This window comes from Sphingosinicella rhizophila (assembly GCF_032378825.1).
Taxonomy (GTDB): Bacteria; Pseudomonadota; Alphaproteobacteria; order Sphingomonadales; family Sphingomonadaceae; genus Allosphingosinicella; species Allosphingosinicella rhizophila.
This window is the reverse complement of sequence record NZ_JAVUPU010000001.1, coordinates 605830-631669: the sequence shown is the minus strand read 5'-3', so window position 1 is coordinate 631669 and position 25840 is coordinate 605830. Positions and strand designations below refer to the sequence as shown.

The window sequence follows — 25840 nt, the reverse complement described above, 5'->3', positions numbered from 1 at the left end:
GGGTAAAATGCAAACCCTGGTTGCACTTCAGGCCTCAGAGACTCTGGGTGAAGCGGGGCCGATTTTTGGCGCGAGACGCGTTCTCTGGTCGCGCAGAGACTGGCCCTGCTATGGCAAATGGCGCAGAATTGCGCCATTTTCTCAGGCAACTAAGTTATTGATATAGAACGAGAAAATGGCTGGAGGTCCGGATCGGAATCGAACCATCTGCAAGGATTTGGAATATCCTGCTGCCACAGTAGGTTAGCTCTCTTTTCCTCTGTAGTCCAGTCGAACGGGACCTGATAATAGCCGAAAATTAGGCCGACCTAACGCCAAGGAGAATGAAGATTGCCTGGCGACGGGGAGCAGGACGAGCGCGACGATGTGCGGGTCGAAAATCGACCGTTCAGGCAACGTCAGAAACGGGCTTGCAGGCCGTCCAGGAAATGCTTTGCTGCTTTGTCCTGATCGACTCCGTTAGTTATGCGTTGCTCGGCAATCGCCGCCAACCGATCGACATCGACAAAGGTTTCGAGCGATTCTCGACTGACGGTGTGAATACGCTTCCCGACCATGTCCCCGAAGCCATGTGCGGTGCCTTCGCCGGTAAACGTCATCATCAGCCAGGGCGCGAACCCAACCGTATCAAGGTTGGCCTCGATCCACAATTTGATCGGCTCGGCACCGGCATGACGCTCCCACGCCCATATCTGGCTAGCGGCGTCGCGTTGCTGGATAAGCGCGCCCGACTGCGCATCGCGCGCAACTCGCTCGGCGAGGCGCTGCTCGAGACGCTTCACCATGGTGAGCGAAAGGCGACGCTCCGCCTTGGGTTTGGCTTCTTCTTTCCCGACGCGTCCGTGCTCCCCGCTCATGATGGTTACGAAGAATGTGGCCACGCGCGGCGATGGGCCATCAATCGCGTCGCTGAGCAGCGTGGCTATTGTCTTGGCATCGAGCCGGTTAAGCAGAGGATCGATTGCGAACGATACCGCCCAGATTTTCGGCAAGCCCTCCGGCGAGCGATCACCGTCGGCGGCATTCAGGAACAGATCAGCCGCGGCGAGTAAGGCGCGAGCTGCCGCCTCGTCGCCGCCCTCTAACTCGGCATCCACCTCAGCCATCAGCGCATCGAGCAACACTGCCGCCCGCGTCCCGCCCGCGCGGCGCGGCTGGTCGACATAGCCCTGCACTAGCCGACGCGTTGCCTTGGGATCGGTGAAGCTGGCTCGTAGTGCTGCCATCTCAGCGGTTGAGATGATGCCGTCGCCCAGGCCTAGGCTGAAATAGACCAGAAACCGGCGCTTTGAGGTGATGCGTCGCTCCCGCTCCGCATTGCGCCAGTCGCCGCCGTGCCAGGTGTTGGCGAAGATCGCATCAAGTCGCGGAAACAGGTAACGCAGCGCCCGCTCGGCCCGTTTGCGTCTTTCCGGCTCAACATTGGCGAGCAGCACAGCGCCAAACTCTTCGCGTGCTTCCCGCGATGAATCATTGGGTTCGGTGCCGGTCAGGTCGTGACCGTGGTTGCGCACGAACGCATAAAGCCTCGGCTCAAATAGCCGCATCGTTTCAATCGCAACAAAGTCCGCGACGTCGACCTCCTTTCGGACGGCGGGCCATGCCATCGCGAGCGCATTGGCGAGCCGGCCCACGTCACGAGCGGTGCGCAGCCAAGGCACAACTGCACCATGGAACGTATTTCCCCAGCGCACTATGTCGGGTACGGGGGCGTTGCCCACAATCGCATTGAGGCGTTTGAGGAATAGCCGGTTGAGATCGGCCTGCGCGACTGGCGGCAGGTCGAACGAGGCTTGGATGATTTTCTCAAGCCATTCCGGGCTGTCGGCATCCGCTGGCCGCTCCAGCGTACGTGTCGCAATATCGCGGTCGAACACCAGGAGATAGGTCACCCGCGGCAGGTCGGCGACCGATTTGACCAATCGAAAGATCTGGCGAGCCTCATCGCCCGGCAGGCGGTCGACGTCATCGATGATTACAACGATAGAACGCGCTTCCTTTTCCAGTGCCTTGGCAAGATCGCTTCGAACATCGTCCAGACTGCGCTCGTCGGCGATCTCTTCGCCGGCCGCCTTGACGAGTTCGGCGATCTGCTTCGCCGCGGGTCCCGCTGGCGTCCACGCCAGGATCGACGACACAAGCTCGCCTGCACCTGTCACCTTTTTCGCCATGGTTCTGAGGCCGTCGCGAACACCAGCCGAGAGCCGCTTCCCGATTGAAGCGGTCAACTCGGTGAAGAATGCACGGGTGAGATCCTTCTGTTCGGAGAACCACCAAGGATTAAAGCGGACCACGATGGTGCGTTCGTCTTCGCCCTTGCCTGCTTCACGGCGCTCCAGCGCATCGACCGCCATATTGACTGCGGTCGTTTTGCCGCTGCCCCACTTCCCGTGGATGGCGATGACAAGTCCGTCATTGCCGGCGCGACCGGCCAACCCCGCGGCGACCGCTTCCGCGAAATCGCGGTAGCCCAGCTCGTCCTCGTCGAGCTTGGTACGCGGGCGGTCCGCGGTCAGGCTCCCACTTGTTGAAGTGTACAATCCGTCCACGTCGCTCATGCTGACTAGATAGTGCTTCGTCGTGAATTCGACACGGCAAAAGCGTTCGAAATATTCCTCGGAGGACGGGACGAAACCCTGGTTGCACTTCAGCGACGAGAGACTCTGGGTGAAAAAGGCTGAAATTGGGACCGCATTCGGTCTCTTCCAGTTTCTCTGCGCGAGGATATAGGCGCGGAACGGCGCAGAATTGCGCCAATTTCTCGGAGGGTTAAGTTACTGTTATAAAATGGAAATATGGCTGGAGGTTCGGGCAGGAATCGAACTATCTGCAAGGATTTAGAATATCCTTCCGCTACAGTAGGTTAGCTCTCGCCTGCCCACTAATCCAGTCGAATTTTGCCAGAAAATAAGAAAGAGGTGAGGATTCTGCGCGTCTGCTTTCAGCAGTGGGTAGTCTAATAATCACCACAACCTTTGTGACGGTTACCATGTGCGACGACGAACGAAGACGCAGTTTGTCTTGACCCTGCACTCGAAATGGCTGAGCAAATTCGCAACGGGAAAATGCAGCGGGGAATCTGACCTTCATGGATGGCTTTGTCCGAAAGCTGGCATGCCTGCTCGTGCTGGCCGTCGTTGGTGGATGCGCGACATATGCCGAACCACCAGCCGGCGGCGACTGGCGAGCGGCGGCAGCAACGTTGGCGCGCGCCGAGATTTCGTCTGGCGGGCCTCCGTCGATACAGATCGCCGTGGGATATGAGGGCGAGCTTATTTTCAACGAGGCGTTTGGAACAGCCGACGTCGAGAATGACGTGCGCGCTACGCCGGACACGATGTATCGAACCGCGTCGATCTCGAAATGGATGACGGCGGCGGCGGCGATGGTTCTTATCGAGAAGGGCCGCTTGGACCTCGATCGACCGATCCAGGAATATTGCCCTGCCTATCCCGAAAAGCGTTGGGAAGTGACGACCCGCCACCTGCTGACCCACACGGCAGGTCTACGCCATTACACTGACTATGCGGATGAACTTGCTGCGGCGTCGAACGAGACACAACGATTGAGGGTCGAGCTTCGCCGGATGCGTGATCAGAATAGCCGATATCAGCGCTATACGGACGTGCTCGCTCCACTCGACACGTTCAAAGCAGACGCTCTGCGCTTCAAGCCGGGCACGGACTATCTGTACACTTCCTATGGCTATCGACTGCTGGCTTGCGTCCTGCAAGGTGCCGACAGGTCCAGGGATTTTCGCACGATCCTGAGGGAAGCCGTGTTCATTCCGGCCGGCACACCGGCGATCGTCGAGGACGATTCGTGGGCAATCATTCCGCGCCGAGCGGGCATGTATTCCCTGCAATCGGAAAAAGGCCTTCGTCGGGCGGATCTAAGAGACGTCAGCGAGAACCTGCCGGCGGGCGGGCATCTCGCCAAAGCGTCTGATCTTGTCCGCTTCGCAATGGCGTTTTACGATGGCAAGATTGTTTCACGAGATTCCATCATGCTGATGGAAACTCCATTGGCCGGGCCGAAGGGTGAACCGGTGGAACCCGGTCACGGGCATGGACTGATGATCCTCCCCATCGGCTCGAAAAGCTATATCGGTCACACCGGCGGCCAGGCAGGTACCGCCTCCGTATTGTTCTATGAGCCCAAGACGAAGATTACGATCGCTGTCATGTCGAACGCCGACACCTGGGCGGGGCTACGTGCCTTCGCAGAGCGTCTGTTCCCGGCGATTTTAAGCGGTGTCTACCGAAGTGACTGACTGACACGCAATTGATATCCGACGCCGCCGAGGATTGCCGGGAAAGCGGACATCGCCAATGTTAAAAAAGAGGAGGCGATGAGCTCTTAAGTACTAGGAATCCGACCAGTGTCAGTCATTGTGCTCGGGTGGCGTAAACAGGATCAATTCCACTTTATCCGGGCCGTCGACGTAGCCGTCGTGTCCTGGAGGAATCTCGAAGAAATCTCCGCTGGTGACGCGAGTCTCTCTGTTCGTTTCGACCATGCGGACCACCAGACTGCCAGTAATGCAGTAGCCGGTATGGCGCATCGGACACGTTGCTGGAAAGCCGAGCAGGGGCTTCTCATCTTTTTCCCAAGTCCACCCAGGCTCGAAAGTTGCAAGCATGCCTGTTGTGCCGTCTCCCATCTTGATGATGGAAATCGCTCCGGCCTCTTTCATGTCTAGGGTGTCGTCGGGAGTGTCGAAACGCCTGCCTTCGATAGCAGCATTCATGGGCATTCTCCCTTCATTCGAGGGATATCACGTTCGTAGCTTACCGCCAATCTATGGGGCCGTGCCAGCAGGTCCGGCATGCAAGTGGATGTGGGCAATGGGTCGGAAGCCGACGCTTGCCGTCCCTGCTCTGAGGAAGGCGTTTTTGCGAGCAGCACGAAACCCTGGTTGCGCTTCAGGCCTCAGAGACTCTGGGCAAAAAAGGCTCGATTTCTGGTTCAAGGAGCAGTCTTCGCTCGTTCAGAGACTGGCTTCGACCTCGCGAACGGCGCAGACTTGCGTCAGATTCTGCCTCATATAAGTATTTGATATAGAATGGAAAAATGGCTGGAGGCCCGAGCCGGAATCGAACCGGCGTGCAAGGATTTGCAGTCCTCTGCGTAACCACTCCGCCATCGGGCCGCCGCTGCGGCAAATGGGCGGGCCGTTCCGTTCTGTCAACTCTCCGTCTGGTCTCCCGGTTTCGGGCCTCGTGCCGCGGCGCCGTGCCGGATCGGTGCAGTTGGTGCTTGGCGCTGCGGGCCGTCGCCGATAAAGGTCGCCATGCACCTATTGCTGTGTTGCACCCCTAAGACAGTTGTGCGAATAAGGCTCCCGTCATGACCGACCAGAATTTCGAGCATATGCGCCGCGCCATGGTGGCCAGCCAGTTGCGCACCACCGGCGTCAACAATCCGCGGGTCGTCGCGGCGATGGGCGCGGTGCCCAGGGAACGCTTCGTTCCGGCGGACCGGATCCCGATCGCTTATGCCGATGCGCTGGTGCCGTTGGGGGGAGGGCGCCAGCTGAACACGCCGATGGCTCTCGGGAAATTGCTGACCGAGGCCGATCCGCAGCAGGGGGAGCGGATGTTGGTGGTGGGAGCCGCGACTGGTTACGCCGCCGCCGTGGCCGCCCGGCTGACGGACTCGGTCGTGGCGCTGGAAGAGGATAAGGCGCTGCTGGCGGCAGCAAAGATGGCGCTGGCCGGTACCATCGTGAAGCTCGTCGAAGGGCCGCTCGCGAAAGGACATAAGAAGGGCGCGCCTTATGATCTCATCCTGATCGACGGTGCCGTCGAGTTCGTACCTGATGCGCTGATCGATCAGCTGGCGGAGGGCGGGCGACTGGCCACGGCCCTGCTCGACCAAGGCGTCTCGCGGCTTGCGATCGGCCGCAAGGCGGGCCAGGGCTTCGGCCTGGCAGCCTTTTCCGATGCTGCCTCGGCAATTCTTCCGGGATTCGCCAAGGCCCGGTCATTCACATTCTAAAGGCGGAGTGAGTTCATGCGCTGTGGATTACTGGCTGCGGCAGCGATATCGGCGCTGATGCTCGGCGGCGTGGCCAAGGCCGATACGCTGCGCGAGGCGCTGGTCAGCACCTATAACAACAATCCCACCATCACCGGACAGCGGGCGCAGCTCCGCACGCTGGACGAAGGCGTGGCGATCGCCCGCGCACTGGGACGTCCCCAGGTTTCGGCGACCGCCGGCATCAACCAGGATCTGACCCGTACCGGCGGCGGCAATGGCCGCAATCTCAATGCCGGGGTCGACATCAGCTACCCTTTGTTCAACGGCGGCTCGGTCAGGAATCAGATCCGCGCCGCCAATGAACGCGTCCTCGCCGGGCGTGCCGTGTTGCGCGCGACCGAGGGCGACATCTTCACCGAGACCGTCGCCGCCTATATGGACGTGATCCGCGACCGCTCCATCGTCGAACTGAACCGCAACCAGGTGCGCGTGCTCGAGACCAATTTGCAGGCCAGCCGCGATCGTTTCGAAGTGGGAGACCTGACCCGTACCGACGTCGCCCAGTCCGAGGCCCGGCTGGCGCTGGCACGCAGCGAACTGGAGCTGGCCGAGGGACGATTGACTTCCAGCGAGGAAAATTATCGGCGGCTGATCGGCAGTCTTCCCGGCGAGCTGGAACCGCCGCCGCCCTTGCCGCCGCCGCCGGCCACCGCCGAACAGGCCGTCGACATCGCCCTGGCGAACAATCCCGATCTGGTTTCGATCGCGGCACAGGCGCGCGCTGCCGGCCGCGACATCGCCGTGGCCCGCGCCGACCGCCTGCCCACCTTGTCCGCGATCGCATCCGGCCGCGCCACCAATTATCTCGGCACGGCCGATGAACAATTCGGACCCGGCGTGGCGAATACCCAGACCCAGACCGGCGTCGGGGTTCAGGCAACGGTCCCGCTTTACCAGGGCGGGCTGGTCTCGGCCCGCGTCCGCCAGGCACAGGCGGTGCAGAGCCAGATCCTGGAACAGGGCGTGGAAGTCGAGCGCTTTGTGGTCGCCCAGACCCGGGCCGCATTTTCGAGCTACCAGGCGTCGCTGGATTCGATCGAATCGAACGAGCTCGCCGTCGCCGCCAACACGCTGGCGCTTGAAGGCACCCGGGCCGAACAGACCGTGGGGACGCGCAACGTTCTCGACGTGCTGAACGCCGAGCAGGAATTGCTGAACAGCCAGGTGGCGTTGGTGACCGCCCGCCGCGACGCCTATGTCGCCCGCTTCCAGCTCCTGAACGCCATGGGGCAGGCCGAGGCGAAGGATCTCAACCTCGACGGCGGCGTGCTCTACGATCCGGTCGCCAATTACGATCGGGTATCGCGGCGGTCGTCGGACTGGAACGACGATCCGTCACCGACACCCGTGGCCACCAGAACGGTCCCGGAAAACGCAATCTCCCCCGTGACACCGTCTCCCAAATAGGCGATAAGCCCTTCCATATGGGGGAGATTCATTCAGAACCGTCGATGGAAGAGATACTCGCTTCCATCAAAAGGGTGATCGCCGAGGACGGGCGTCAGCCGCCACCGACCCGTCCCGGACGCGCGCAGCGTCCGTCCGCGCCACCGCCGGTAGCGCCGGAAGACGATGTGCTCGAATTGAGCGAACCGATGGCCGATGCGGATTCTCCGGAAGATCCGCTGATATCGGAAGATGCCGCGGCCGCGAGCCGGCAGGCGCTCGCCGCCTTGTCCGTCGCTCATGGGCGCGGCGAGGCCGCACCAGGGGATGTTACGATCGCTGAGGGGCCGCTGGAGGCTGTGGTTCGCGACATGTTGAAGCCGATCCTAAAGGATTGGCTCGACCGCAACCTTCCCGAGATCGTCGAGGAACTCGTGACCCGCGAGATCGCGCGGATCACCGGCAAGAGCCTCTAGCACGCGCTCTTAACGCGAAGCGCTTCCACGCCGGACATTCCCGTTCTATGCGGCTCGCCATGACCGAGCTTCCGAAAATCTTCGATCCCGCCGAAATCGAGGCGCGCTGGTACGGCCATTGGGAGGAAAAGGGCCTTTTCCGCCCGGACCGGCCCGACGCCGAGCCCTTCACGATCGTGATCCCGCCGCCCAACGTCACCGGCTCGCTCCATATCGGCCACGCGCTCGACAATACATTGCAGGATATCCTTATCCGCCACGCCCGATTGCAGGGGAAGGATTCGCTGTGGGTGGTCGGCATGGACCATGCCGGCATCGCTACCCAGATGGTGGTCGAGCGCAATCTCGACAGCCAGGGTGTCCGGCGCACGGAGATGAGCCGCGAGGCCTTCATCGAACATGTCTGGGAATGGAAGGCGCAGTCGGGCGGTGCCATTACGCGGCAGCTGCGCCGGCTCGGCGCGTCGTGCGACTGGGCCAATGAGCGCTTCACCATGGATCCGGGCTTTTCGAAGGCCGTGCTCAAGGTGTTCGTGGACCTGTTTCGCGAGAAGCTGATCTATCGCGACAAGCGGCTGGTGAATTGGGATCCGAAATTCGCGACGGCCATATCCGACCTGGAAGTGGAGACCCGCGAAGTCCAGGGCAAATTCTGGCATCTCAAATATCCGCTGGAGGATGGCGGCGGCTTCATCCATGTCGCCACCACGCGCCCCGAGACCATGCTGGCCGACATGGCGGTGGCAGTGCATCCGGAGGACGAGCGCTACCGTCGGCTGATCGGTGCGAAGGTGCGGCTGCCGCTGACCGGGCGCCTGGTGCCGATCATCGCCGACGAACATGCCGATCCGGAACTGGGAAGCGGCGCCGTCAAGATCACGCCGGGTCACGATTTCAACGATTTCGAGGTCGGACGCCGTGCCGGCTTCCGGGCCGCCGACATGCTCAACATGCTGGATGCCGCCGGCCGCGTCGTCCAGACGAGCGACGGGCTGATACCGCAGGAGCTGGTCGGCCTCGATCGGTTCGAGGCGCGCAAGCGGGTCGAGGCCTTGCTTGCGGCGGAAGGACTGATCGACAAAGTTGAGGATCGTATCATCCAGACGCCTTATGGCGACCGTTCCGGTGTGGTGATCGAGCCGTGGCTCACCGACCAATGGTATGTCGACGCCGCGACGCTGGCCAGGCCCGCCATCGAGGCGGTGCGGACCGGCAAGATCAAGGTGGTCCCCAAGACCTGGGAGAAGACCTGGTTCAACTGGCTCGAGAATATCCAGCCCTGGTGCGTGTCGCGTCAGCTCTGGTGGGGCCATCAGATCCCGGCCTGGTATGACGACAAGGGCAATGTCTTCGTCGCCGAAACCGAGCGGGAAGCCCAGGCGGAAGCGGGGGAGGGCGTCGTCCTGCGTCGGGATCCGGACGTGCTCGACACCTGGTTCTCCTCCGCCTTGTGGCCGTTCGCGACGCTGGGCTGGCCGGAGCCGACCGAAAAATTGCGGCGCCATTACCCCAATGACGTGGTCATTTCCGGATTCGACATCATCTTCTTCTGGGATGCGAGGATGGCGATGCAGGGCATTCATTTCATGGGGGAAGTCCCGTGGAAGACGCTCTACCTCCACGGCCTGGTGCGCGACGCCAAGGGCCAGAAGATGTCGAAATCGAAGGGGAATACGGTCGATCCGCTCGGGCTGATCGACCGCTACGGTGCGGATGCCCTGCGCTTCACCCTGGCGGCGATGGAAAGCCAGGGTCGCGACATCAAGCTCGATGAGAAGAGGATCGAGGGCTATCGCAATTTCGCGACGAAGCTCTGGAACGCTGCCCGTTTCTGCCAGGCCAACGGAATCGGCGGTTCGAACCGGCTCGAACCGCCCGAGGCGAAGCTTCCGGTCAATCGCTGGATCATCGGCGAGACGGTGGCGCTGGTGCAGGCGCTCGATCTTGCCATGGCCGACTATCGCTTCGACGAAAGCGCCAATCTTCTCTATCACTTCACCTGGGACCGGTTCTGCGACTGGTATCTCGAGCTGATCAAGCCGCTCCTGGCCGGGGAAGGAGCCGATGAGGTCCGAAGCGTCGCGTCCTGGGTGCTCGACCAGATCCTGGTCATGCTCCACCCGTTCATGCCCTTCATCACCGAGGAATTGTGGCATGCGATGGGCGATCGGCCGACGGAAATCATCCTCGCCAGATGGCCGATGCCGGACGCCCGCGCGCTCGATCCTGCAGCCGGCGAGGAGATCGACTGGCTGATCCGCGTGGTCAACGGCATCCGTACGGCCCGCGTCGAACTCAACATCAATCCGGCGGCCAAGCTGGATCTCGTCGTCCGCGATGCCGATCCGCGAACCGGGGAGCGCCTGCGACGCAACGACGCCGCGCTGAAAAGACTGGCGCGGATCGACGCGATCACCAGCGATTCCGGACAAGCGGTCGGCGGCGCCGCCCAGATCATCGTCGACGAGGCGACCTTCATCCTGCCGCTGGAGGGGGTGATCGATCTTGCCGCGGAACGCGCGCGGCTCGCCAAGGCGCTGGAGGCCGCCGAGAAGGAAAGGGATATGCTGGCCAAACGGCTCGGCAATCCCAGCTTTGTCGAGCGGGCCAAGCCGGAGGCGGTCGCCAAGGCGCGCGCCGACCATGAGGAAAAGGCTTCGGACGCGGAGAAATACCGGAGCGCGCTTGCCCGGCTGGGCTGATACGAGTGGCTGAGGCCGCATTGCACCGTCGCGGCCAACGGGACTTCCTTACCGGCCCGATCGGCAGCACCTTGCTGCTGTTCGCGTTGCCGACTTTGGGCTCCGGCATACTCCAGTCGCTGAACGGTTCGGTGAACGCCATATGGGTGGGCCGTTTCCTCGGCGAGGATGCGCTTGCGGCGACCTCGAACGGCAATCTCGTCATGTTCCTGTTGCTGGCTTTCGTGTTCGGCTTCGGCATGGCCGCCACCATCCTCGTCGGCCAGGCATTCGGCCGCCGCGACGTGGACGGCGCCCGCCGGGTGGTCGGTACCGCCCTTTCTTCCTTTGTCCTGGCCGCAGTGGCGGTCGCCCTGCTCGGCTGGATCCTGGCGCCCGCGATCCTGGAGATGTTGGCGACGCCGGCCGACGTGGTCCCGCTGGCTCTGGCCTATTTGCGCATCATCTTCCTGTCCATGCCGGGTTTGCTCATGATGAGCATGATCATGATGGCGTTGCGCGGGAGCGGCGATGCAATGACGCCCTTGTGGTTCATGTTGCTGGCGGTCCTGCTGGACGGAGGTCTCAATCCGGTCTTCATCCTCGGCCTCGGTCCGGTGCCGCGCTTCGGGATCGCCGGATCGGCAATCGCCAGCGCCATAGCCAATTATGTCAGCCTGGCCGCGCTCCTGATCTACATCTATGCACGCGATCTGCCGCTGCGGCTGCGTGGCCGCGAATATGCCTATCTGCGCCCCGATCCGGCGATATTGCGGACCCTGCTCGCCAAGGGTCTGCCGATGGGACTGCAGATGATCGTCATTTCCTCGTCGGCACTTGCCATGCTCGGCCTCGTCAACCGGGAAGGCGTGGTGACCACCGCCGCTTACGGCGTGACCCAGCAGCTCTGGACCTATGTGCAGATGCCGGCGATGGCGCTCGGGGCTGCGGTGAGCGCCATGGTCGCCCAGAATATCGGCGCCGGCAATTGGGATCGGGTGTCGCGGATCACGCGGTCCGGAATCATCTACAATATCCTCCTTACCGGCGGTCTCGTTATCCTGCTCACGATGGTCGATCGGCCAGCGCTCGCTCTTTTCCTCGGCCCCGATAGCCCGGCCTTGCCGGTGGCGCGGCATATCCAGCTGGTGGCGACCTGGGGATTCGTCGCCTTCGGTGTCTGCCTGGTGCTGTTCGGCACCGTGCGGGCGAACGGCCAGGTGATCTGGCCGCTCATCATCCTGTTCATCTCCATGTATCCGGTGCGGCTCGGCATCGCCTTGGGCGCCTATGACTGGATGGGCGCCGATGCTCTCTGGCTGAGCTTCCCGATGGGCATGGTCGCCACGATGGTCATGGCGATCGCATATTATCTGCACGGAGGATGGAGGCAGAGCCGGATGACGGCCGGCCCGATCGACGAGAATGAGTGCGTCGAGCAGGCGGAGGCCAACCGCGAGCCGGGCGGGTCCTTCAACCCGACGGGTTAGCGCCCGATCAAGGTCTGGGCGCGACGACGTCGATGGCCCGCTTCGCCACCTCGACCACGGCGGGCGTCCGCGCGGTCACTTCGCCGTCGATCGAGATGCGCTGCCGCGGGCGGGTGTCGATCAGCAGCCGCGGCCCACGAAATTCGACGGTCATCGCCTCGCGAGAGGGCAGTTTGAGATATCGCGAGAACCAGTCCCAGAACAAGGCGAAGAGGCTGCGGCCGATCACTGCCTGGACGACCATCACGCCGTTATCCACCGAGGCATTTTCGATCAGTTCGACCCCGCCATGATAAGTGCCGTTGGCGATGCGGGCTTCGCTTGCCCAGATCGTGCGCTTCTCCCGGCCATCATCGACGCTGAGCCTGAACGGCCGGAAACGGAACAGGCACCAAATGGCCCACAGCAGATAGCCGAAGCGTCCGAAATAGCGCTTCAGGTTATGCGGCACGCTGGACCCGATCAGCGGCGAAAGGCCCATGGCCGCGCAATTCGCGAAATAATCGCCGTTGACGACGCCAAGATCGATGCGGCGCCGGCGCCCGGTGACAATGGTGTCGATCGCGCCGTCGAGGTCGAGCGGTATTCCCAAGGTGCGGGCGAAGCTGTTGGCGGTCCCCAACGGCAGCAGGGCGAAGACGCAGTCCTTGCCGACCAGATCGTCTACCGCCCCTGACAGCGAGCCGTCCCCTCCGCCCACGATCACCATCGGCGCACCGTCGGCGATCGCCTTGCGGACGGTTTGGGTGAGCTTCGAAGGATCGCGGATAGCGTGGGCGGCGATCAAGGTGATCCCTGCCGCCTCCAATTTCTGTCTTGCCTCCCGGAAAAGGTCCTGTCCCTTGCGCGAATGGGCATTGACCACAAGGACGGCTTGGCGAGGGACGGGAAGAGATTCCACGGCGGACCAACTCACGAAAGATGCGCCAGGGTCCAAGTGGCTTTGCGCGGGGACGCGGCCACGCTAGGAGGAAAGTGCATGTCAGCGCCATCCTTTCCTTCGAGCCGCCTTCGCCGCACCCGCATTTCGGCCTGGAGCCGGGCGCTCGTCGCCGAGACGAACCTGGCGCCCACCGATCTCATCTGGCCGATCTTCGTCACCAGCGGAAAGGACGTGGAAGAGCCCATCGCGAGCTTGCCCGGCGTGTCACGCTGGTCGGTCGACAGGCTGGCCGCGAAGGCCCGTGAAGCGCGGGACCTCGGAATACCCTGCATCGCCTTGTTTCCCAACACACCATCCGACCTTCGCAGCGCGGACGGGAGGGAGGCTCTCAACCCCGACAATCTCATCTGTCGTGCGATACGGACGTTGAAGGATGCGGTGCCTGAGGTCGGCATCCTCACCGACGTCGCCCTCGATCCTTATACGGCCGATGGCCATGACGGGATCACCGATGCCGATGGCTATGTCCTCAATGACGAGACGAGCAGCATTCTTGTCGAACAGGCTCTCGTGCAGGCGGGCGCGGGAGCGGATATCGTCGCACCGTCAGACATGATGGACGGGCGGGTCGGCGCGATCCGTCGGGCGTTGGAGACCGGGGGGCACGTAAACGTCCAGATCATGGCCTATGCGGCTAAATATGCGAGCGCCTTTTATGGTCCGTTTCGAGATGCGGTGGGATCGCGGGGACTGCTCAAAGGGGACAAGAAGAGCTATCAGATGGATCCGGCCAATAGCGTCGAGGCGCTTCGCGAGGTCGCACTCGACATTGCCGAAGGCGCGGATCACGTGATGGTGAAGCCAGGGCTTCCCTATCTCGACATCATCCGGCGCGTGAAGGAGAGGTTCGACATCCCCGTCTTCGCTTATCAGGTGTCGGGCGAATATGCGATGATCGAGGCAGCCGCAGCCATCGGCGCAGGGGAGCGGGATCCGCTGATCCTGGAAACATTGATGGCCTTAAAGCGCGCCGGTTGCGCCGGCATCCTCACCTATCATGCGCCTGTCGCCGCGCGCCTCCTCACGCGGTGACGATCGCGCAACCCGGATCCCCAGCGTCGGGAAGACGCGAGCTTCACGTCAAGCCCCTGTTTCTCGCGACCATCCTGACAGGCTCCTTCCTGCTCTTCCTCACCCAGCCGATGATTGCGCGCATGGCGCTGCCGCGGCTGGGCGGTGCGCCGGCGGTCTGGAACAGCGCCATGCTGGTCTATCAGGCGCTGTTGCTGGCCGGCTACGCTTATGCCCATTTCCTCTCGCGGCTGCGGCCGCGACGCCAGGCCGGGCTTCACCTGGCGATGTTCGCATTGGCGGCCCTGTGGCTTCCCATCGGCCTCGGCACCGCCTTGCCGCCACGGGACGTTGCGCCGGCCATTTGGGCGCCATGGTTCCTGCTGAGCTCGATCGGGCCGCTCTTCTTCATCATCTCGGCCCAGGCGCCGTTGATGCAGCGCTGGTACGCGCTGGAGAGCAGGCGCGGCGAGCCTTACGCCCTCTATGCGGCGTCCAATCTGGGCAGCTTTGCCGGACTGGTCTCCTACCCATTGCTGGTGGAGCCGCTGCTGACGCTCGAGCAACAGGCCATGGCATGGACCATGGGATTTGGCCTCCTGGTCCTGCTGGTGGCGGGTTGCGCCTTCACCATGCCGCGCGAATCGGCGGAGGAGGCTCCTCCCGAGGTCAGCCCGGCCCCCCGGGCAAAGACGATAATATACTGGATGGCCCTGGCCGCGATTCCTTCGGGCCTGATGCTCTCGACCACCACCCATCTTACGACGGATATCGTGGCCGTGCCCTTGTTGTGGGTGGTGCCATTGGGCCTCTATCTGCTCAGTTTCGTGATCGCTTTCGCCGTCCGCAGGGGTGCGGCCGATCTGGTCACGGCGATCGCTCCGGTGGTGCTGCTGATCGCCGGCGGCTTTGCCTTCAGCGACGGCACGTCGCGGCCGCTTCTTTCGGCCGCGATGGGCCTGTCCTTGCTGTTCGTGGTCGCCATTGCCCTCCATGCCGAAATGTACAGGCTGCGGCCCCCGCCGGATCATCTCACCGGTTTCTACCTCGCCATGGCGGCCGGCGGCGTCGCAGGCGGTCTCTTTTGCGCGCTGATCGCGCCCAGTCTTTTCGATTGGGCCTATGAGCATCCCCTGCTGGTGATCGCCGCGGCGATGCTGGTGCCTCAGACGGGGTTGCTGAACTGGGTGTCACGGATAAGCCCGCCGTTGCGCTGGGCGCTTCCGGTCCTCGCCCTGCTAGCCTCGCTGGCGGCGGACAAGCGCATCTGGCCCGGACTTTCCGAAACGGGCACCATCCTGATCAGCATCGGCATCGCCCTTCTCGGCATTCTCTATATCGGGCATCGCTATCTGTTCGCGCTCTGTCTGGCGGCCTTGATGATGGGTTATGGCGGCTGGCGCATCACGGAGCTCTCCTTCGGAGACGCGCGCACCCGGAGCTATTTCGGCATCTATACGGTAAGCGATCGTAGTGACGGCAGCGCACGCGTGCTGACCCATGGCACCACGCTGCACGGCATCCAGAATCTGGTTCCGGGCGAAGAAGCCAATCCCACCACTTATTATTCGCCCGGCTCCGGGGTCGGGCTGGCCATGCGCGCGGCCGAAAATCTGTTCGGCCCGCGTGCCCATATCGGGGTCATCGGGCTCGGCACCGGAACCCTGGCCTGTTATGCACTGCCCGGGCAGGACTGGCGTTTCTTCGAGATCGATCCCGGTATCGAGCGGATCGCCCGGTCCGAGGGCCGCTTCACCTTCCTTTCCCGTTGCGCCCCACAGGCCAGGGTCATCATCGGCGATGCCAGGCTGAGCCTTGCTCGGGAACCGCCGGGCAAGCTCCACATCCTCGCGGTCGACGCATTTTCGTCCGACTCGGTGCCGATCCACCTGCTGACGCGCGAGGCCTTCGGCGTCTATGGACGGGCGATGCGGCCGGATGGCCTGCTGCTCGTCCATATCTCCAATCGCTATCTCGATCTCAGGCCGGTCGTCGCGGCGGCCGCGGCCGCGGAGGGATGGACGGCGCTTCTGGTGGAACATCATCCGAGCGGCCTGGCGGACGAGCGCAACGCCAGCGTCTCGGTCTGGGTGGCTCTTTCCAGGAATCGGCAGACCCTTGATGCCCTGGTCGACGCGAGCGATCGCACCACCATGTGGCAGGGTCTGCGGGCGCGCCGCGGCTTTGCCGGCTGGAGCGACGATTATGCGAGCATCCTGCCGCTCCTCAAGTTTTGGCCGCGATGAACGACATCGTCATCGAGACCGAGCGGCTGCGGCTCCGCAACTGGAGGTCGGGCGATGACCTCCTGTTGGACCGCCATTGCAATACCGAGGGAGTGATGCGCTGGCTCGGCGGCGTGGCGAGCCGAGAGGCGATCGCAGAGGCCGTGGCACGCTGCATCGATTGGCAAACGCGCCTGGGTTATACCTATTGGGTCGTCGAACGGACGTCGGATCGTGAATTTCTCGGCTTTTGCGGCTTGAGGCCGCCTGACTGCCAGATCGCCGGCGGCGACGACCTGGAAATAGGATGGCGCCTGCGCGAAGATAGCTGGGGCATGGGCTATGCGCGGGAAGCCGCCGCCGCTTGCCTCCGATTCGCTTTCGATCGGATCGGGACCAAGCGGGTCATTGCGCTCACCTGCGAGGCGAATGTCGCGAGCTGGCGCCTCATGGAAGGATTGGGGATGCGGCGGCGGGCGGACCTCGATTATTGGGACGAAGGCTCGCCGGCGGAAATGAATCCGTTCATCGTTTATGAATTAGAGGAGCAGAGGTGACTATCTTCAGTTTTGGCGGGCAAAGTCCGCGGATCGATCCAACGGCCTTCATCGCGCCCGGGGCGAGGCTGATCGGCAATATCGAGGTCGGCCCCGAGGCAAGCATCTGGTACAATTGCGTCATCCGGGGCGACGTCAACAGCATTCGCATCGGTGCCCGTTCCAACGTCCAGGACGGCAGCGTCGTGCATTGCGAGTCGGTTCGCCCCGGAAGCGATTCGGGCCATGCCACGATCATTGGAGACGATGTTCTGATCGGCCACCTGGCAGTCGTGCACGGCTGCGTCCTGCGCGACGGCGCGCTTGTCGGCATGGGGGCGATCGTCATGAACGGATGCGAGATGGAGGAGAATGCCATGCTCGCGGCCGGGGCGATGCTGACGCCCGGACGGCGCATCCCGGCGGGGCAATTATGGGCCGGGCGTCCAGCCAAATTTGTCCGCGACCTCGGCGAGTCGGAGCTCGCCGACATGCGTTACGGAGTCTCCCATTATGTCGCTCTGGCCAAGGCGCACCGCGAGATGATCAGCCAGGCGCAAGCGACGACCTGAACGCCGAGATCCGCTCCTGCTGACTGGCGACGATCTCCTGGACCGCGGCGATCGCCGCCTGGATGCGACCGAGATCGGTGGCGCTCACAGGTGCCGCCGCCTGGACGCGTTGGAGTGCGAACGCGTCCAGATCCCCCAACGCCTTGACGGTCCGGGCGCGGGCGGATTCCAGGCGCGACAGGGACTGTTGTGCTTCCACCCAGGAATCACTTCCTGCAGGGCCGGCCGACCGGATCGTCCGGCCGGCGGCATTCGACGCTGCCTCGAAGTTCCTCTGACCCTCGCGCGCCTCCGCCAGCAGCGTGTCCACCCTGGCAGCGACGGCGGGATCGTCGGGCACGACGATCGCAGCCTGCTCCGCTTCGTCCAGAGCCGCCAATTCCTTCTCCACCGCGCGTGGCGCAAGTGAAGGGAAGGGGCCGCGCGCGGCGCAGCCGGCAAGGGGAACGAGCAGCATCAGGGCTGCGAATGAGGGCGGGCGCATCCCTGTCTCCTATGCCCGCCAGCCTTTGTCCGCAACGGGCTTGCACGACCTGCGCCTTCCTCCTATGTCGCACCGTCTCGCGCCCGTAGCTCAGCTGGATAGAGCACCAGACTACGAATCTGGGGGCCGGAGGTTCGAATCCTTCCGGGCGCGCCAAATACCGCCGGGTCCATAATGGACAGATCGATTGCGGTTTGTTTCCGAAAGACACTCCTCCTGCCTGCAGGTGATTGCGCAAGGCACTCAGGGCGACGCATTATGCCGCGCGGGTGCAGGGAGGTGGGTATGGCAAAGCTCGTGTTTGGAATGAATCAGTCACTGGATGGCTATGTCGATCACATGGCGTTTGGGCCGGGGCCCACGCTTTTCCGCCACTTCATCGAGGAGGTTCGGGGGCAGGCGGGCTGTGTATATGGCCGCGAAATGTACGAGATCATGCGCTACTGGGACGACGATAATCCTGAATGGAATGCGGACGAGCAAGCCTTCGCGGCAGCGTGGCGGGGGCAGCCGAAATGGGTCGTCTCGCGCTCGTTGAAGACGGTCGGTCCCAACGCCCGACTCGTCGGGCAGGATATCGAAAGCGAAATCCGCGCGCTGAAAGCCGAGCGCGAGGGCGAGATCGAAGTTGCCGGGCCGGACCTGGCGCGAAGCCTGACCGAACTCGGCCTGATCGATGAATATCGAATCTATCTGCACCCTGTCGTGCTCGGTCACGGCAAGCCCTATTTTGCCGGAGCGCGCCCGCCGCTCCGCCTCAAGGCGCACGACCGGATCGATGAGGACGTGATCAGATTGTCCTACATTCCTGTTTGATCTCGCGACTTGCCTCTCTGGGGTCGGCGTGGCGCGCCTTCGATCGCGGTCAATCCGCCGTGACCGCCGATGGGTCAGGCATGCTCCGGTTTGCCTTTTCTCTTGGTTGCGGCGAATTCCTCGAGCTGCTTTTCGCTCATGGATTCGGCCATGGATTTCGACGCTCCCTTAAGCTTGCTTTTGGGCGTTTCGCCGCGCTTGGCCGACAAAGCGGCCCCAGCCGCCTTTTGCTGCGCCTTTGATTTTGCAGGCATGGCTTGTCTCCTCTACAGGCTGCGCGAATGGAACCGACCACGGAGGGCGCGGTTCCGCAGACACCAATCAGGGAGACAAGCGGCATGGACGAAATCGAATGGTGGGAGTTCGATTCCCCGGCCGAGATGGCGGAGCAGGTGGCCGGCGATATCGGCTTCGTGATCGAAAGCGCGATCGAAGCGCATGACGGCGCCAGGATCGCCTTGCCGGGCGCTACCATACCGGACGAAGTCTATGCTGCCTTGGCGAAGCGTTCCGACCTCGATTGGTCGAAGGTCACCATCCTTCCCGTTGCCGACCGGCTGGTGGCGCTGGACGATGCGGCCAGCACCTTCAGCAAGCTCGACGGAATTTTCGGATCCAAGGGCGCCAAGCTGGTCTCCCTAGTCGACGAATCGGCGCTGGGCGACTATCGCGAGGCCGGTCGCCTCGCCGACGCACGGCTGGCGCTGATCGATTGGCCGCTCGATCTGGTCTGTCTGGGCGTGGACGACGACGGTCATACTGCCGGCCTGCTGCCCGGACCCGATTTCGACCGTGCCGTGGCCGGTCCCCGCGAGCGCCGCGCGGTCGGCGTCCGCCCGGACCCTATGCCGAATGACAATCCCGGCGAACGCATCACCTTGACTGCCGCCGCCATCTCGTCGGCCCGCGCAGTGATGATCGTACTGGCCGGCACTCAGAGGCGGGAGCGGTTGGAGCAGGCGATCAAGGAAGGACCGCTTTCATCGCTCGCGATCGGCCGCGTGATCGGCGAGCTGGACGCCGCGATCGACATATTCTGGAGCGCCGAATAAACGGTCCTATTCGACGGTCAGCTCTTCCAGGTCGAGCATGTGGAGCAGGGCCGTTCGCGCCTCCTCCATGTGCACCCAATGTTCGGGCTTGAGGAGGTCGTCCGGTGCGATCTCCTCGGGCCAATGGTCTGCGATCAAGGCTTCGATCCGGTCGAGCTTTACCGCGTCGACCAGGAAGCGGGGATCGATCGTCTCCGCCGCGGCGACGACGCGAAGCCTGAGGCAGGCTGGTCCGCCGCCATTGGCCATGGATTCACGGACGTCGACGAAGAATATCTCCCGGATCGGCCCATTTCCCGCCACCATTTGCAGAAGCCAGGCGTGGACGGAGGGCAGCTCGCGTGCTTCTTCCGGCAGGATGAGCGCCATTGCGCCCGTCGGCAGTGTCACGAGCTGGCCGTTGAACAAATAGCTGCTGATCGCCTCGCCCAGGCTGACAGCGGCTGCCGGCACCTCGACGATTTCCAGGTCCGGTACCCGGCGGCGGAGCTCTTCGAAGAGGGCGGCCCGGCCGGCAAAGGCCTGTTCGTGGGCGAAGAGGACATTTTCGTTCGCGACCGCGACCACGTCGTTGTGAAAGGCCCCGGCCGCGATCGCCTCCTCGGCCTGGCAGACGAACATGGTACGATCGGGGTCGAGACAATGGAGACGGGCGATGGCCTGCGATGCTTCCTCATGCTGGCGCACCGGATAGGCCCCCCCGCGTTCGCCATAGACGAACAATTCGACAGCAGCCGCGCCATGGCTCGATCCGATCCGCATATGATTGGCGGCGCCTTCGTCGCCGAAGGTGCCGGGGACGGGCGGATGCACCACGAAATGGCGGTCGTCCGCAAAGGCGAGGCGAAGCTGGGCCAGGGTTGCCGGCCATTCATGGCTGCGATGCGGCATCGTGCGAAGATTGGCCACGGTGAGGTGGCAGCGACCGTCCCCGCAATCCGGCGCGGGCGAGACCGTCGCCGCGTTGGCGGCCCACATAGCCGAAGCGGAAAAGGCGGCCGGGCGCAAAGAGGCGGGTACAGTCTCGACATCGGTGCCAAGCTCGACGAGCCATTTCCGATCGGGGCGGGGGTGGGGCAGGAGCACGCCTTGCGGCAGACCGAGGCGGATATTGTGCCGCATCTTCGCTACACCCTGCAACGCGGCAGCCCGAGGACGGGAAATAATGCCCCTGCTGTTCGACGAAGCGATGTTGCCGTGGCTCAAGCCCGCATAATTGTGACTGGGCCCGATGATCCCGTCGAAATTGATCTCCGTCGCTTCCATGTCAGCGGCTCATCGCCAGGAAGGTCGCGCCGGGTTCGATGCCGAGCAGGCCGGCTGCGTCGCGGTTAAGCTTCGCAGAGCCGTCACCGAGATCCTCGATCTGGCCGTAACAAGCGGCGAAGCTCGTCCGTTCGCCCGATGCGACCATCATCTTGGGACCTGCGAGATCCTCGACGACATCCGCCAGCTGGAACTTCCGTGATTCCCGGATCGTCCGAATCTGGTCGATCGCTGCCGTCATGGTGGGCCCGCCGTCGAAGATGTCGATATAGCATTCGAAGCGGAAGCCCTCGCTTTCCAGCATCTTCATCGCAGCGCGGCCCGACGGATGGGGAACGCCCATCACGGTCTTGGCGCTTTCGGGAAGCAGCGAGGTGTAGATCGGAGTCTTGGGCATCAGATCGGCAATGAACTGGGTACCGTGCGTGGCATTGAATTGGTCGGCCTCCTGGAAGCTCATTCCGAAAAAGCGCCCGGCGATCGCTTCCCAGAAGGGCGCATTGCCGCCTTCGTCGATCACGCCGCGAAGTTCCGCCAGGATCCTGTCGGGAAAGCGTTCCCGGTGAAGGCCCATGAAGAGATAGCGGCTGCGCGCCAGCAGCATGCCGAGACCGCCGGCGCGTTCCCCCGGATGGAGGAAGAGACCGCCTACTTCCGCGCAGCCTTCAAGGTCGGTCACGAGCGTCAGCGCTTCGTTGCGGAACGTCTTTCCCAGCGCCTTCGAGGTCTGGGTCAGCGTGCTCATCCGATAGGAGTAGAAGGGATGTTCGATGCCGACCATGCCGAATACCTGGCAGGTGCCGCGAATCTGCCGGGTTTCGATATTCTCGAGCACGAACAGGAACATTTCGTCGCTCGGCTTGTCCGCTGCCCGCGCCAGCGCCGTCTCCGACCTGGTCAGCTTGGCCAGCAAGGTGGTCCTGTCCGGCGGCAGATTCGTGAAGCCGCCTCCGGTCAGCTTGGCCATTTCGTAAATAGCCTGAAGATCGTCGCTGGAGGCCGGGCGGACACGGAAGCTCACAAATAGTCTCCCTGGACGAGGCGGAGGATGGTCAAGGCCGACAATTGGGCGCGCTCGACCAGGCTTTCGACGATCAAATATTCCTCCTCCGAATGAATGCCTCCGCCGCGGACGCCCATCGTATCGACGACGGGAACCCCGCAGGCGGCGATGTTATTGCCGTCACAGACGCCGCCAGTAGCTTGCCAATCTATATGCTGCCCAAGCGCCGCGCCGCATTTCTTGACGAGAGCGAACAGCCTCTCGGCCGCGGCGTCCATGGGCTTGGGCGGGCGTCCGAATCCCCCATGGACGTGCATTTGGACTTCGTGTGCGCCCGCGACCATGGCCACGGCCGCATCCAGTTCGGCCTGGGCGCGCCGCTGGTCGGCAGGGCCGGCGGGCCGCATGTTGACGCGGAGCACGGCGCGGTCCGGCACCACATTGTTGGGGCCGCCGCCCTCGATCCGCGCGGGATTGACGGACAGTCCCGGACCCTCAATGCGGGCCAGTCGAAGGGCGAGATCCGCGGCCGCGAGTATGGCGTTGCGGCCATCGTCAGGGTTGCGCCCGGCATGGGCGCTGCGGCCCGACACGAAGATCGAGAAATTGCCGCTGCCCGGGCGGGCGCCGGCGAGGGTCCCGTCGGGCAGGGCGGCGGGCTCGTAGGTCAGGGCAGCCAGCTTGCCCTGGGCCGCGGAGGCGATCAGGCCGGCGGAGCCCGGAGAGCCGATCTCCTCATCGCTATTGATCACCACTTCATAGCCGAACCGGTCGGCGATGGGACTGCCTTCCACAGCCTTTAGCGCCGCAAGCATCACGGCGATTCCGCCCTTCATGTCGGCGACGCCTGGGCCGCCGAGCACCCCCTCCTTGCGCCAGAATACGGACTGGAAGGGGTGGTCGAGACCGAACACCGTGTCCATGTGGCCGGTGAAGAGCAGTTGCACCGGTGCTTTCGGCCGCACCCGCAGGTGGAGATTCTGACCGTGTCGAGTCTCCCGCAGCGACCCGTCTGCGGCCATCACGTCGCTGGGATCGGGTTCGAGCAGGTTTGGGGTGCCTGGCAGAGCGGCAAAGGCGTCGCGATAGACCATCGCCATCTTCGCCAGCCCGTCCAGGTTGGCGGAGCCGCTATTGATTTCGGCCCATTGCCGGACCTGATCGAGCAGCGGCTCGTCGACGCATCGTTCGACGACGTTTCTCTCATAATCTTCGAGGCCCCGCATCCGAAATCCTTAGTGTTCCCGCACAGCCCCGGCAACACCGCCGGTTCAAAGCCAGTCGGCAAATGCTTTCAGGATATTCGCGTAGAGGTCGCGCTTGAAGGGAACGATCATCGCCGGCAGATCGGAGGGATCCGCCCACTTCCAGGCGCGGAACTCCGGCTCGGCGGTCTCCAGGTTCACATCTTCATCGCTGCCGGTAAAGCGCATCAGGAACCAGGTCTGACGCTGTCCGCGCCACCGGCCCTTCCACATCTTGCCGACCAGATCATCGGGCAGGTCATAATAGAGATCGATCGGGCAGCGCTGAATCAGATCGACCTTGTCCGGGGCGATTCCGGTCTCCTCCTCAAGCTCGCGCAACGCTCCGGCATGAGCATCCTCTCCTTCGTCGAGGCCGCCTTGCGGCATCTGCCATGCCTCCAGCGTGCTATCGAGACGTTGCGCGACGAACACCTTGCCATGGGGATTGAGCAGCATCACGCCTGCGGCCGGGCGATAAGGAAGACTATTCTTGTCGATCATGCGAAGCGATCCCGGCTGCGAGAAAAAAATTTAAACCTAAAACACTCTGGCGAATGGTCTTTGCGAAGCGATTCGGACACACCATTTAGGGTGCGGACCGGCATTTCATAATGAATGCTGGCGATGCTGCCACTGGTTGTGACAGGGGTGTTGCAGGGCTAATCAGCCCTTGGATAGCGAAGGAAACTCACTTGGCCACGGCCAGTCATTATCTCACTCCCGAAGAGGCCGGAGCGGATATCGCGCCGGAAGCGATCGTCGTCCGCTTCGCGGGCGACAGCGGCGACGGCATGCAGCTTACCGGGGGGCAATTCACCTTATCGACGGCACTGGCCGGAAACGACCTCGCCACCTTCCCGGATTTCCCCGCCGAGATTCGCGCGCCGCAGGGTACGACTTTCGGGGTTTCAGCCTTCCAGATCAATTTCGGCTCGGCCGCGATCGAGACGGCAGGCGACGCCCCGGACGTGCTGATCGCGATGAATCCGGCGGCGCTCAAGGTCAATGTGGCCGACCTGAAGGCTGGCGGCCTCATCATTGCCGACGAAGGCGAATTCGGGGCAAGGAACCTCGCCAAGGCCGGCTACGAGGTCAATCCGCTGGAGGATGACTCGCTCGCCCGATGGCAATTGATCCGGTTCAACATCAGCCAGCTGACGCTCGATGCCGTCAAGCCGTTCGGGCTCGGGAACAAGGAAGCCCTGCGCTGCAAGAATATGTGGACCCTGGGTCTGGCCCTTTGGATGTTCGATCGCGACCGCGGTCCGATCGAGCAATGGCTTAGAACCAAATTCGCCAAGGCGCCCGAGCTTGCGGAAGCCAATATCGCGGCCTTGAATGCCGGGCATGCTTATGGCGAGACGGCCGAGATCGGCGGGCAGATCCGCCAGCATCATATCGATCCCGCCCCGGCCGAGCCCGGCCTCTACCGAACGGTCACCGGCGCCGAGGCGATCTCGATCGGTCTGGTGGCCGGCGCCAGGCTCGCCGGTCTGCCGATGTTCTTCGGCGGCTATCCGATCACGCCGGCATCGGCGATCCTCCATCATTTATCGCGGCTTAAGGAATATGGCGTCACCACCTTCCAGGCGGAAGATGAGATCGCCGCGATCGGCAGCGCGATCGGCGCCAGCTATGCAGGATCGCTCGGCGTCACCTCCTCGTCGGGACCGGGCATCGCCCTGAAGGGGGAGGCGATGGGTCTCGCCATCATGACCGAGCTGCCCCTGGTCATCATCAACTCGCAGCGCGGCGGGCCTTCGACGGGCCTTCCGACCAAGACCGAGCAATCCGACCTCTACCAGGCTGTCTACGGCCGCAACGGCGACGCGCCGATGCCGGTGATCGCCGCCCGCTCGCCCGCCGACGCATTCGACTGCGCGATCGAGGCGTGCCGCATCGCCACCCAATATATGACGCCGGTGATGCTGCTTACGGACGGCTATATCGCGAATGCCGCCGAGCCCTGGAAAGTGCCGGACATGGCAGAATATATGCCCTTTCCCGTCCGGTTTCATGATCAGGCCCCGTCCGAGGGAGAGGCCGTAAACCCCTATGTGAGAGACGAGAAGCTGGCGCGTGTCTGGATCAAGCCGGGGACGCCGGGTTTGACGCACCGGATCGGCGGCATCGAGAAGAATTTCGGCAGCGGCCACATCGATTATGCGCCGGCCAACCACCAGCTGATGACCGACACACGCTTCGCGAAGGTCGATGGCGTGGCCGATTCCATCCCCGATCAGGATGTCTGCCTCGGTTCGGAAGGTGCACGGCTTGCAGTGGTCGGATGGGGTTCCACCTTCGGTCCGATCCACCAGGCGGTGCGGCGGGTGCGATCGAGGGGACTCGATGTCGCCCATATCCATCTGCGCCATATCTGGCCGAATCCGCGAAACCTGGGTGACCTGCTCCGATCCTTCGACAAGGTCATCGTGCCGGAAATGAACAAGGGCCAGCTCAAGACCTTGCTGCGCGATCAATATCTGATCGATGCGCGACCGGTGAACAAGGTTTCCGGCCAACCCTTCAAGATTGCCGAGATCGAAGCTGCGATCGAGGAGGCCCTGGCATGACCCAGCGGCCGCTGCCGTTGCTCATGATGTTGATATT

Annotated in this window: 22 protein-coding genes and 2 tRNA genes; 14 read left to right on the top strand and 10 right to left on the bottom strand. The window is 63.2% G+C overall.

Annotated features, from left to right (window positions below):
* Nucleotides 1-398: 398 nt before the first annotated feature.
* Nucleotides 399-2558 (bottom strand): KAP family P-loop NTPase fold protein, encoded by a 2160-nt coding sequence (locus RQX22_RS02995; RefSeq protein WP_315723469.1) that lies wholly within the window; start codon nt 2556-2558, stop codon nt 399-401.
* A gap of 566 nt (nt 2559-3124) precedes the next feature.
* Here RQX22_RS02995 and RQX22_RS02990 point away from each other — a divergent pair.
* Nucleotides 3125-4273 carry a serine hydrolase domain-containing protein gene (locus RQX22_RS02990; protein WP_315723467.1) on the top strand — a complete coding sequence of 383 codons (1149 nt, stop codon included), beginning with the start codon at nt 3125-3127 and terminating at the stop codon, nt 4271-4273.
* Nucleotides 4274-4384: 111 nt separating this feature from the next.
* Here RQX22_RS02990 and RQX22_RS02985 read toward each other — a convergent pair whose 3' ends face one another.
* On the bottom strand, nt 4385-4750 hold the full coding sequence (locus RQX22_RS02985) for a cupin domain-containing protein (RefSeq protein ID WP_315723465.1): 366 nt from the start codon (nt 4748-4750) through the stop codon (nt 4385-4387).
* Nucleotides 4751-5078: 328 nt separating this feature from the next.
* A tRNA-Cys gene (locus tag RQX22_RS02980) sits at nt 5079-5152 on the bottom strand.
* 197 nt (nt 5153-5349) lie between these two features.
* Here RQX22_RS02980 and RQX22_RS02975 point away from each other — a divergent pair.
* Genes RQX22_RS02975 through RQX22_RS02955 form a run of 5 tightly spaced genes read left to right on the top strand, consistent with a single transcriptional unit; the run spans nt 5350 to nt 12075 of the window.
* Nucleotides 5350-6000, top strand: a complete 651-nt coding sequence (locus RQX22_RS02975) for a protein-L-isoaspartate O-methyltransferase family protein (RefSeq protein ID WP_315723463.1) — start codon at nt 5350-5352, stop codon at nt 5998-6000.
* A 15-nt stretch (nt 6001-6015) separates the two neighbouring features.
* Nucleotides 6016-7449, top strand: coding sequence for a TolC family outer membrane protein (locus RQX22_RS02970; protein WP_315723461.1), 1434 nt, complete (start codon nt 6016-6018; stop codon nt 7447-7449).
* A 44-nt stretch (nt 7450-7493) separates the two neighbouring features.
* Nucleotides 7494-7904 (top strand): DUF2497 domain-containing protein, encoded by a 411-nt coding sequence (locus RQX22_RS02965; protein ID WP_315723459.1) that lies wholly within the window; start codon nt 7494-7496, stop codon nt 7902-7904.
* 59 nt (nt 7905-7963) lie between these two features.
* Nucleotides 7964-10606 carry a valine--tRNA ligase gene (locus RQX22_RS02960; RefSeq protein ID WP_315723458.1) on the top strand — a complete coding sequence of 881 codons (2643 nt, stop codon included), beginning with the start codon at nt 7964-7966 and terminating at the stop codon, nt 10604-10606.
* Nucleotides 10603-12075: an MATE family efflux transporter gene (locus RQX22_RS02955; protein ID WP_410001588.1), complete on the top strand. Its 1473-nt coding sequence runs from the start codon at nt 10603-10605 to the stop codon at nt 12073-12075. Before RQX22_RS02960 ends, RQX22_RS02955 begins: the two co-directional genes overlap by 4 nt.
* A 7-nt stretch (nt 12076-12082) precedes the next feature.
* Here the strand turns inward: RQX22_RS02955 and RQX22_RS02950 are convergent, their stop codons facing one another.
* Complete coding sequence (locus RQX22_RS02950; protein WP_315723454.1) at nt 12083-12976, bottom strand: YegS/Rv2252/BmrU family lipid kinase; 894 nt, start codon at nt 12974-12976, stop codon at nt 12083-12085.
* Between the two features lie 78 nt (nt 12977-13054).
* Here RQX22_RS02950 and hemB point away from each other — a divergent pair, with 78 nt between their 5' ends.
* Genes hemB through RQX22_RS02930 form a run of 4 tightly spaced genes read left to right on the top strand, consistent with a single transcriptional unit; the run spans nt 13055 to nt 17362 of the window.
* The gene (gene hemB, locus RQX22_RS02945) at nt 13055-14050 is read left to right on the top strand and encodes a porphobilinogen synthase (RefSeq protein ID WP_315723452.1); all 996 of its coding nucleotides are present in this window, start codon (nt 13055-13057) and stop codon (nt 14048-14050) included.
* Nucleotides 14047-16275, top strand: a complete 2229-nt coding sequence (locus RQX22_RS02940; protein WP_315723450.1) for a spermidine synthase — start codon at nt 14047-14049, stop codon at nt 16273-16275. The genes hemB and RQX22_RS02940 overlap by 4 nt, the downstream gene beginning before the upstream one ends.
* Nucleotides 16272-16811 (top strand): GNAT family N-acetyltransferase, encoded by a 540-nt coding sequence (locus RQX22_RS02935; RefSeq protein ID WP_315723448.1) that lies wholly within the window; start codon nt 16272-16274, stop codon nt 16809-16811. Before RQX22_RS02940 ends, RQX22_RS02935 begins: the two co-directional genes overlap by 4 nt.
* A complete protein-coding gene (locus RQX22_RS02930) occupies nt 16808-17362 on the top strand; it encodes a gamma carbonic anhydrase family protein (protein ID WP_315723446.1) in 555 nt (184 codons plus the stop codon). Before RQX22_RS02935 ends, RQX22_RS02930 begins: the two co-directional genes overlap by 4 nt.
* On the opposite strand, the gene RQX22_RS02925 is transcribed toward RQX22_RS02930, so the two are convergent.
* The gene (locus tag RQX22_RS02925; RefSeq protein ID WP_315723444.1) at nt 17337-17846 is read right to left on the bottom strand and encodes a hypothetical protein; all 510 of its coding nucleotides are present in this window, start codon (nt 17844-17846) and stop codon (nt 17337-17339) included. The two genes, RQX22_RS02930 and RQX22_RS02925, sit on opposite strands and share 26 nt — an antisense overlap.
* A gap of 79 nt (nt 17847-17925) precedes the next feature.
* Here RQX22_RS02925 and RQX22_RS02920 point away from each other — a divergent pair.
* Nucleotides 17926-18002: transfer RNA gene (locus tag RQX22_RS02920), tRNA-Arg, on the top strand.
* A 129-nt stretch (nt 18003-18131) separates the two neighbouring features.
* The gene (locus RQX22_RS02915; RefSeq protein ID WP_315723443.1) at nt 18132-18662 is read left to right on the top strand and encodes a dihydrofolate reductase family protein; all 531 of its coding nucleotides are present in this window, start codon (nt 18132-18134) and stop codon (nt 18660-18662) included.
* Nucleotides 18663-18736: 74 nt separating this feature from the next.
* Here RQX22_RS02915 and RQX22_RS02910 read toward each other — a convergent pair whose 3' ends face one another.
* Complete coding sequence (locus tag RQX22_RS02910) at nt 18737-18916, bottom strand: DUF3008 family protein (RefSeq protein ID WP_315723441.1); 180 nt, start codon at nt 18914-18916, stop codon at nt 18737-18739.
* 84 nt (nt 18917-19000) lie between these two features.
* On the opposite strand from RQX22_RS02910, the gene RQX22_RS02905 reads away from it, so the two are divergent.
* Complete coding sequence (locus RQX22_RS02905; protein ID WP_315723439.1) at nt 19001-19714, top strand: 6-phosphogluconolactonase; 714 nt, start codon at nt 19001-19003, stop codon at nt 19712-19714.
* A 6-nt stretch (nt 19715-19720) separates the two neighbouring features.
* Here RQX22_RS02905 and RQX22_RS02900 read toward each other — a convergent pair whose 3' ends face one another.
* The 4 genes from RQX22_RS02900 to RQX22_RS02885 are packed head-to-tail and all read right to left on the bottom strand — an operon-like array spanning nt 19721 to nt 23731.
* Nucleotides 19721-20980, bottom strand: a complete 1260-nt coding sequence (locus RQX22_RS02900; RefSeq protein ID WP_315723437.1) for an N-succinylarginine dihydrolase — start codon at nt 20978-20980, stop codon at nt 19721-19723.
* A 1-nt stretch (nt 20981) separates the two neighbouring features.
* Nucleotides 20982-22001, bottom strand: a complete 1020-nt coding sequence (locus tag RQX22_RS02895; RefSeq protein ID WP_315723434.1) for an arginine N-succinyltransferase — start codon at nt 21999-22001, stop codon at nt 20982-20984.
* Nucleotides 21998-23209, bottom strand: a complete 1212-nt coding sequence (locus tag RQX22_RS02890) for a hydrolase (protein WP_315723432.1) — start codon at nt 23207-23209, stop codon at nt 21998-22000. Before RQX22_RS02890 ends, RQX22_RS02895 begins: the two co-directional genes overlap by 4 nt.
* A gap of 45 nt (nt 23210-23254) precedes the next feature.
* Nucleotides 23255-23731: an RNA pyrophosphohydrolase gene (locus tag RQX22_RS02885; RefSeq protein WP_315723430.1), complete on the bottom strand. Its 477-nt coding sequence runs from the start codon at nt 23729-23731 to the stop codon at nt 23255-23257.
* Nucleotides 23732-23922: 191 nt separating this feature from the next.
* Here RQX22_RS02885 and RQX22_RS02880 point away from each other — a divergent pair, with 191 nt between their 5' ends.
* Entirely contained in the window at nt 23923-25803 is a 1881-nt protein-coding gene (locus tag RQX22_RS02880; protein ID WP_315723428.1) for a 2-oxoacid:acceptor oxidoreductase subunit alpha, read from the top strand.
* The last annotated feature ends 37 nt before the right edge of the window (nt 25804-25840 follow it).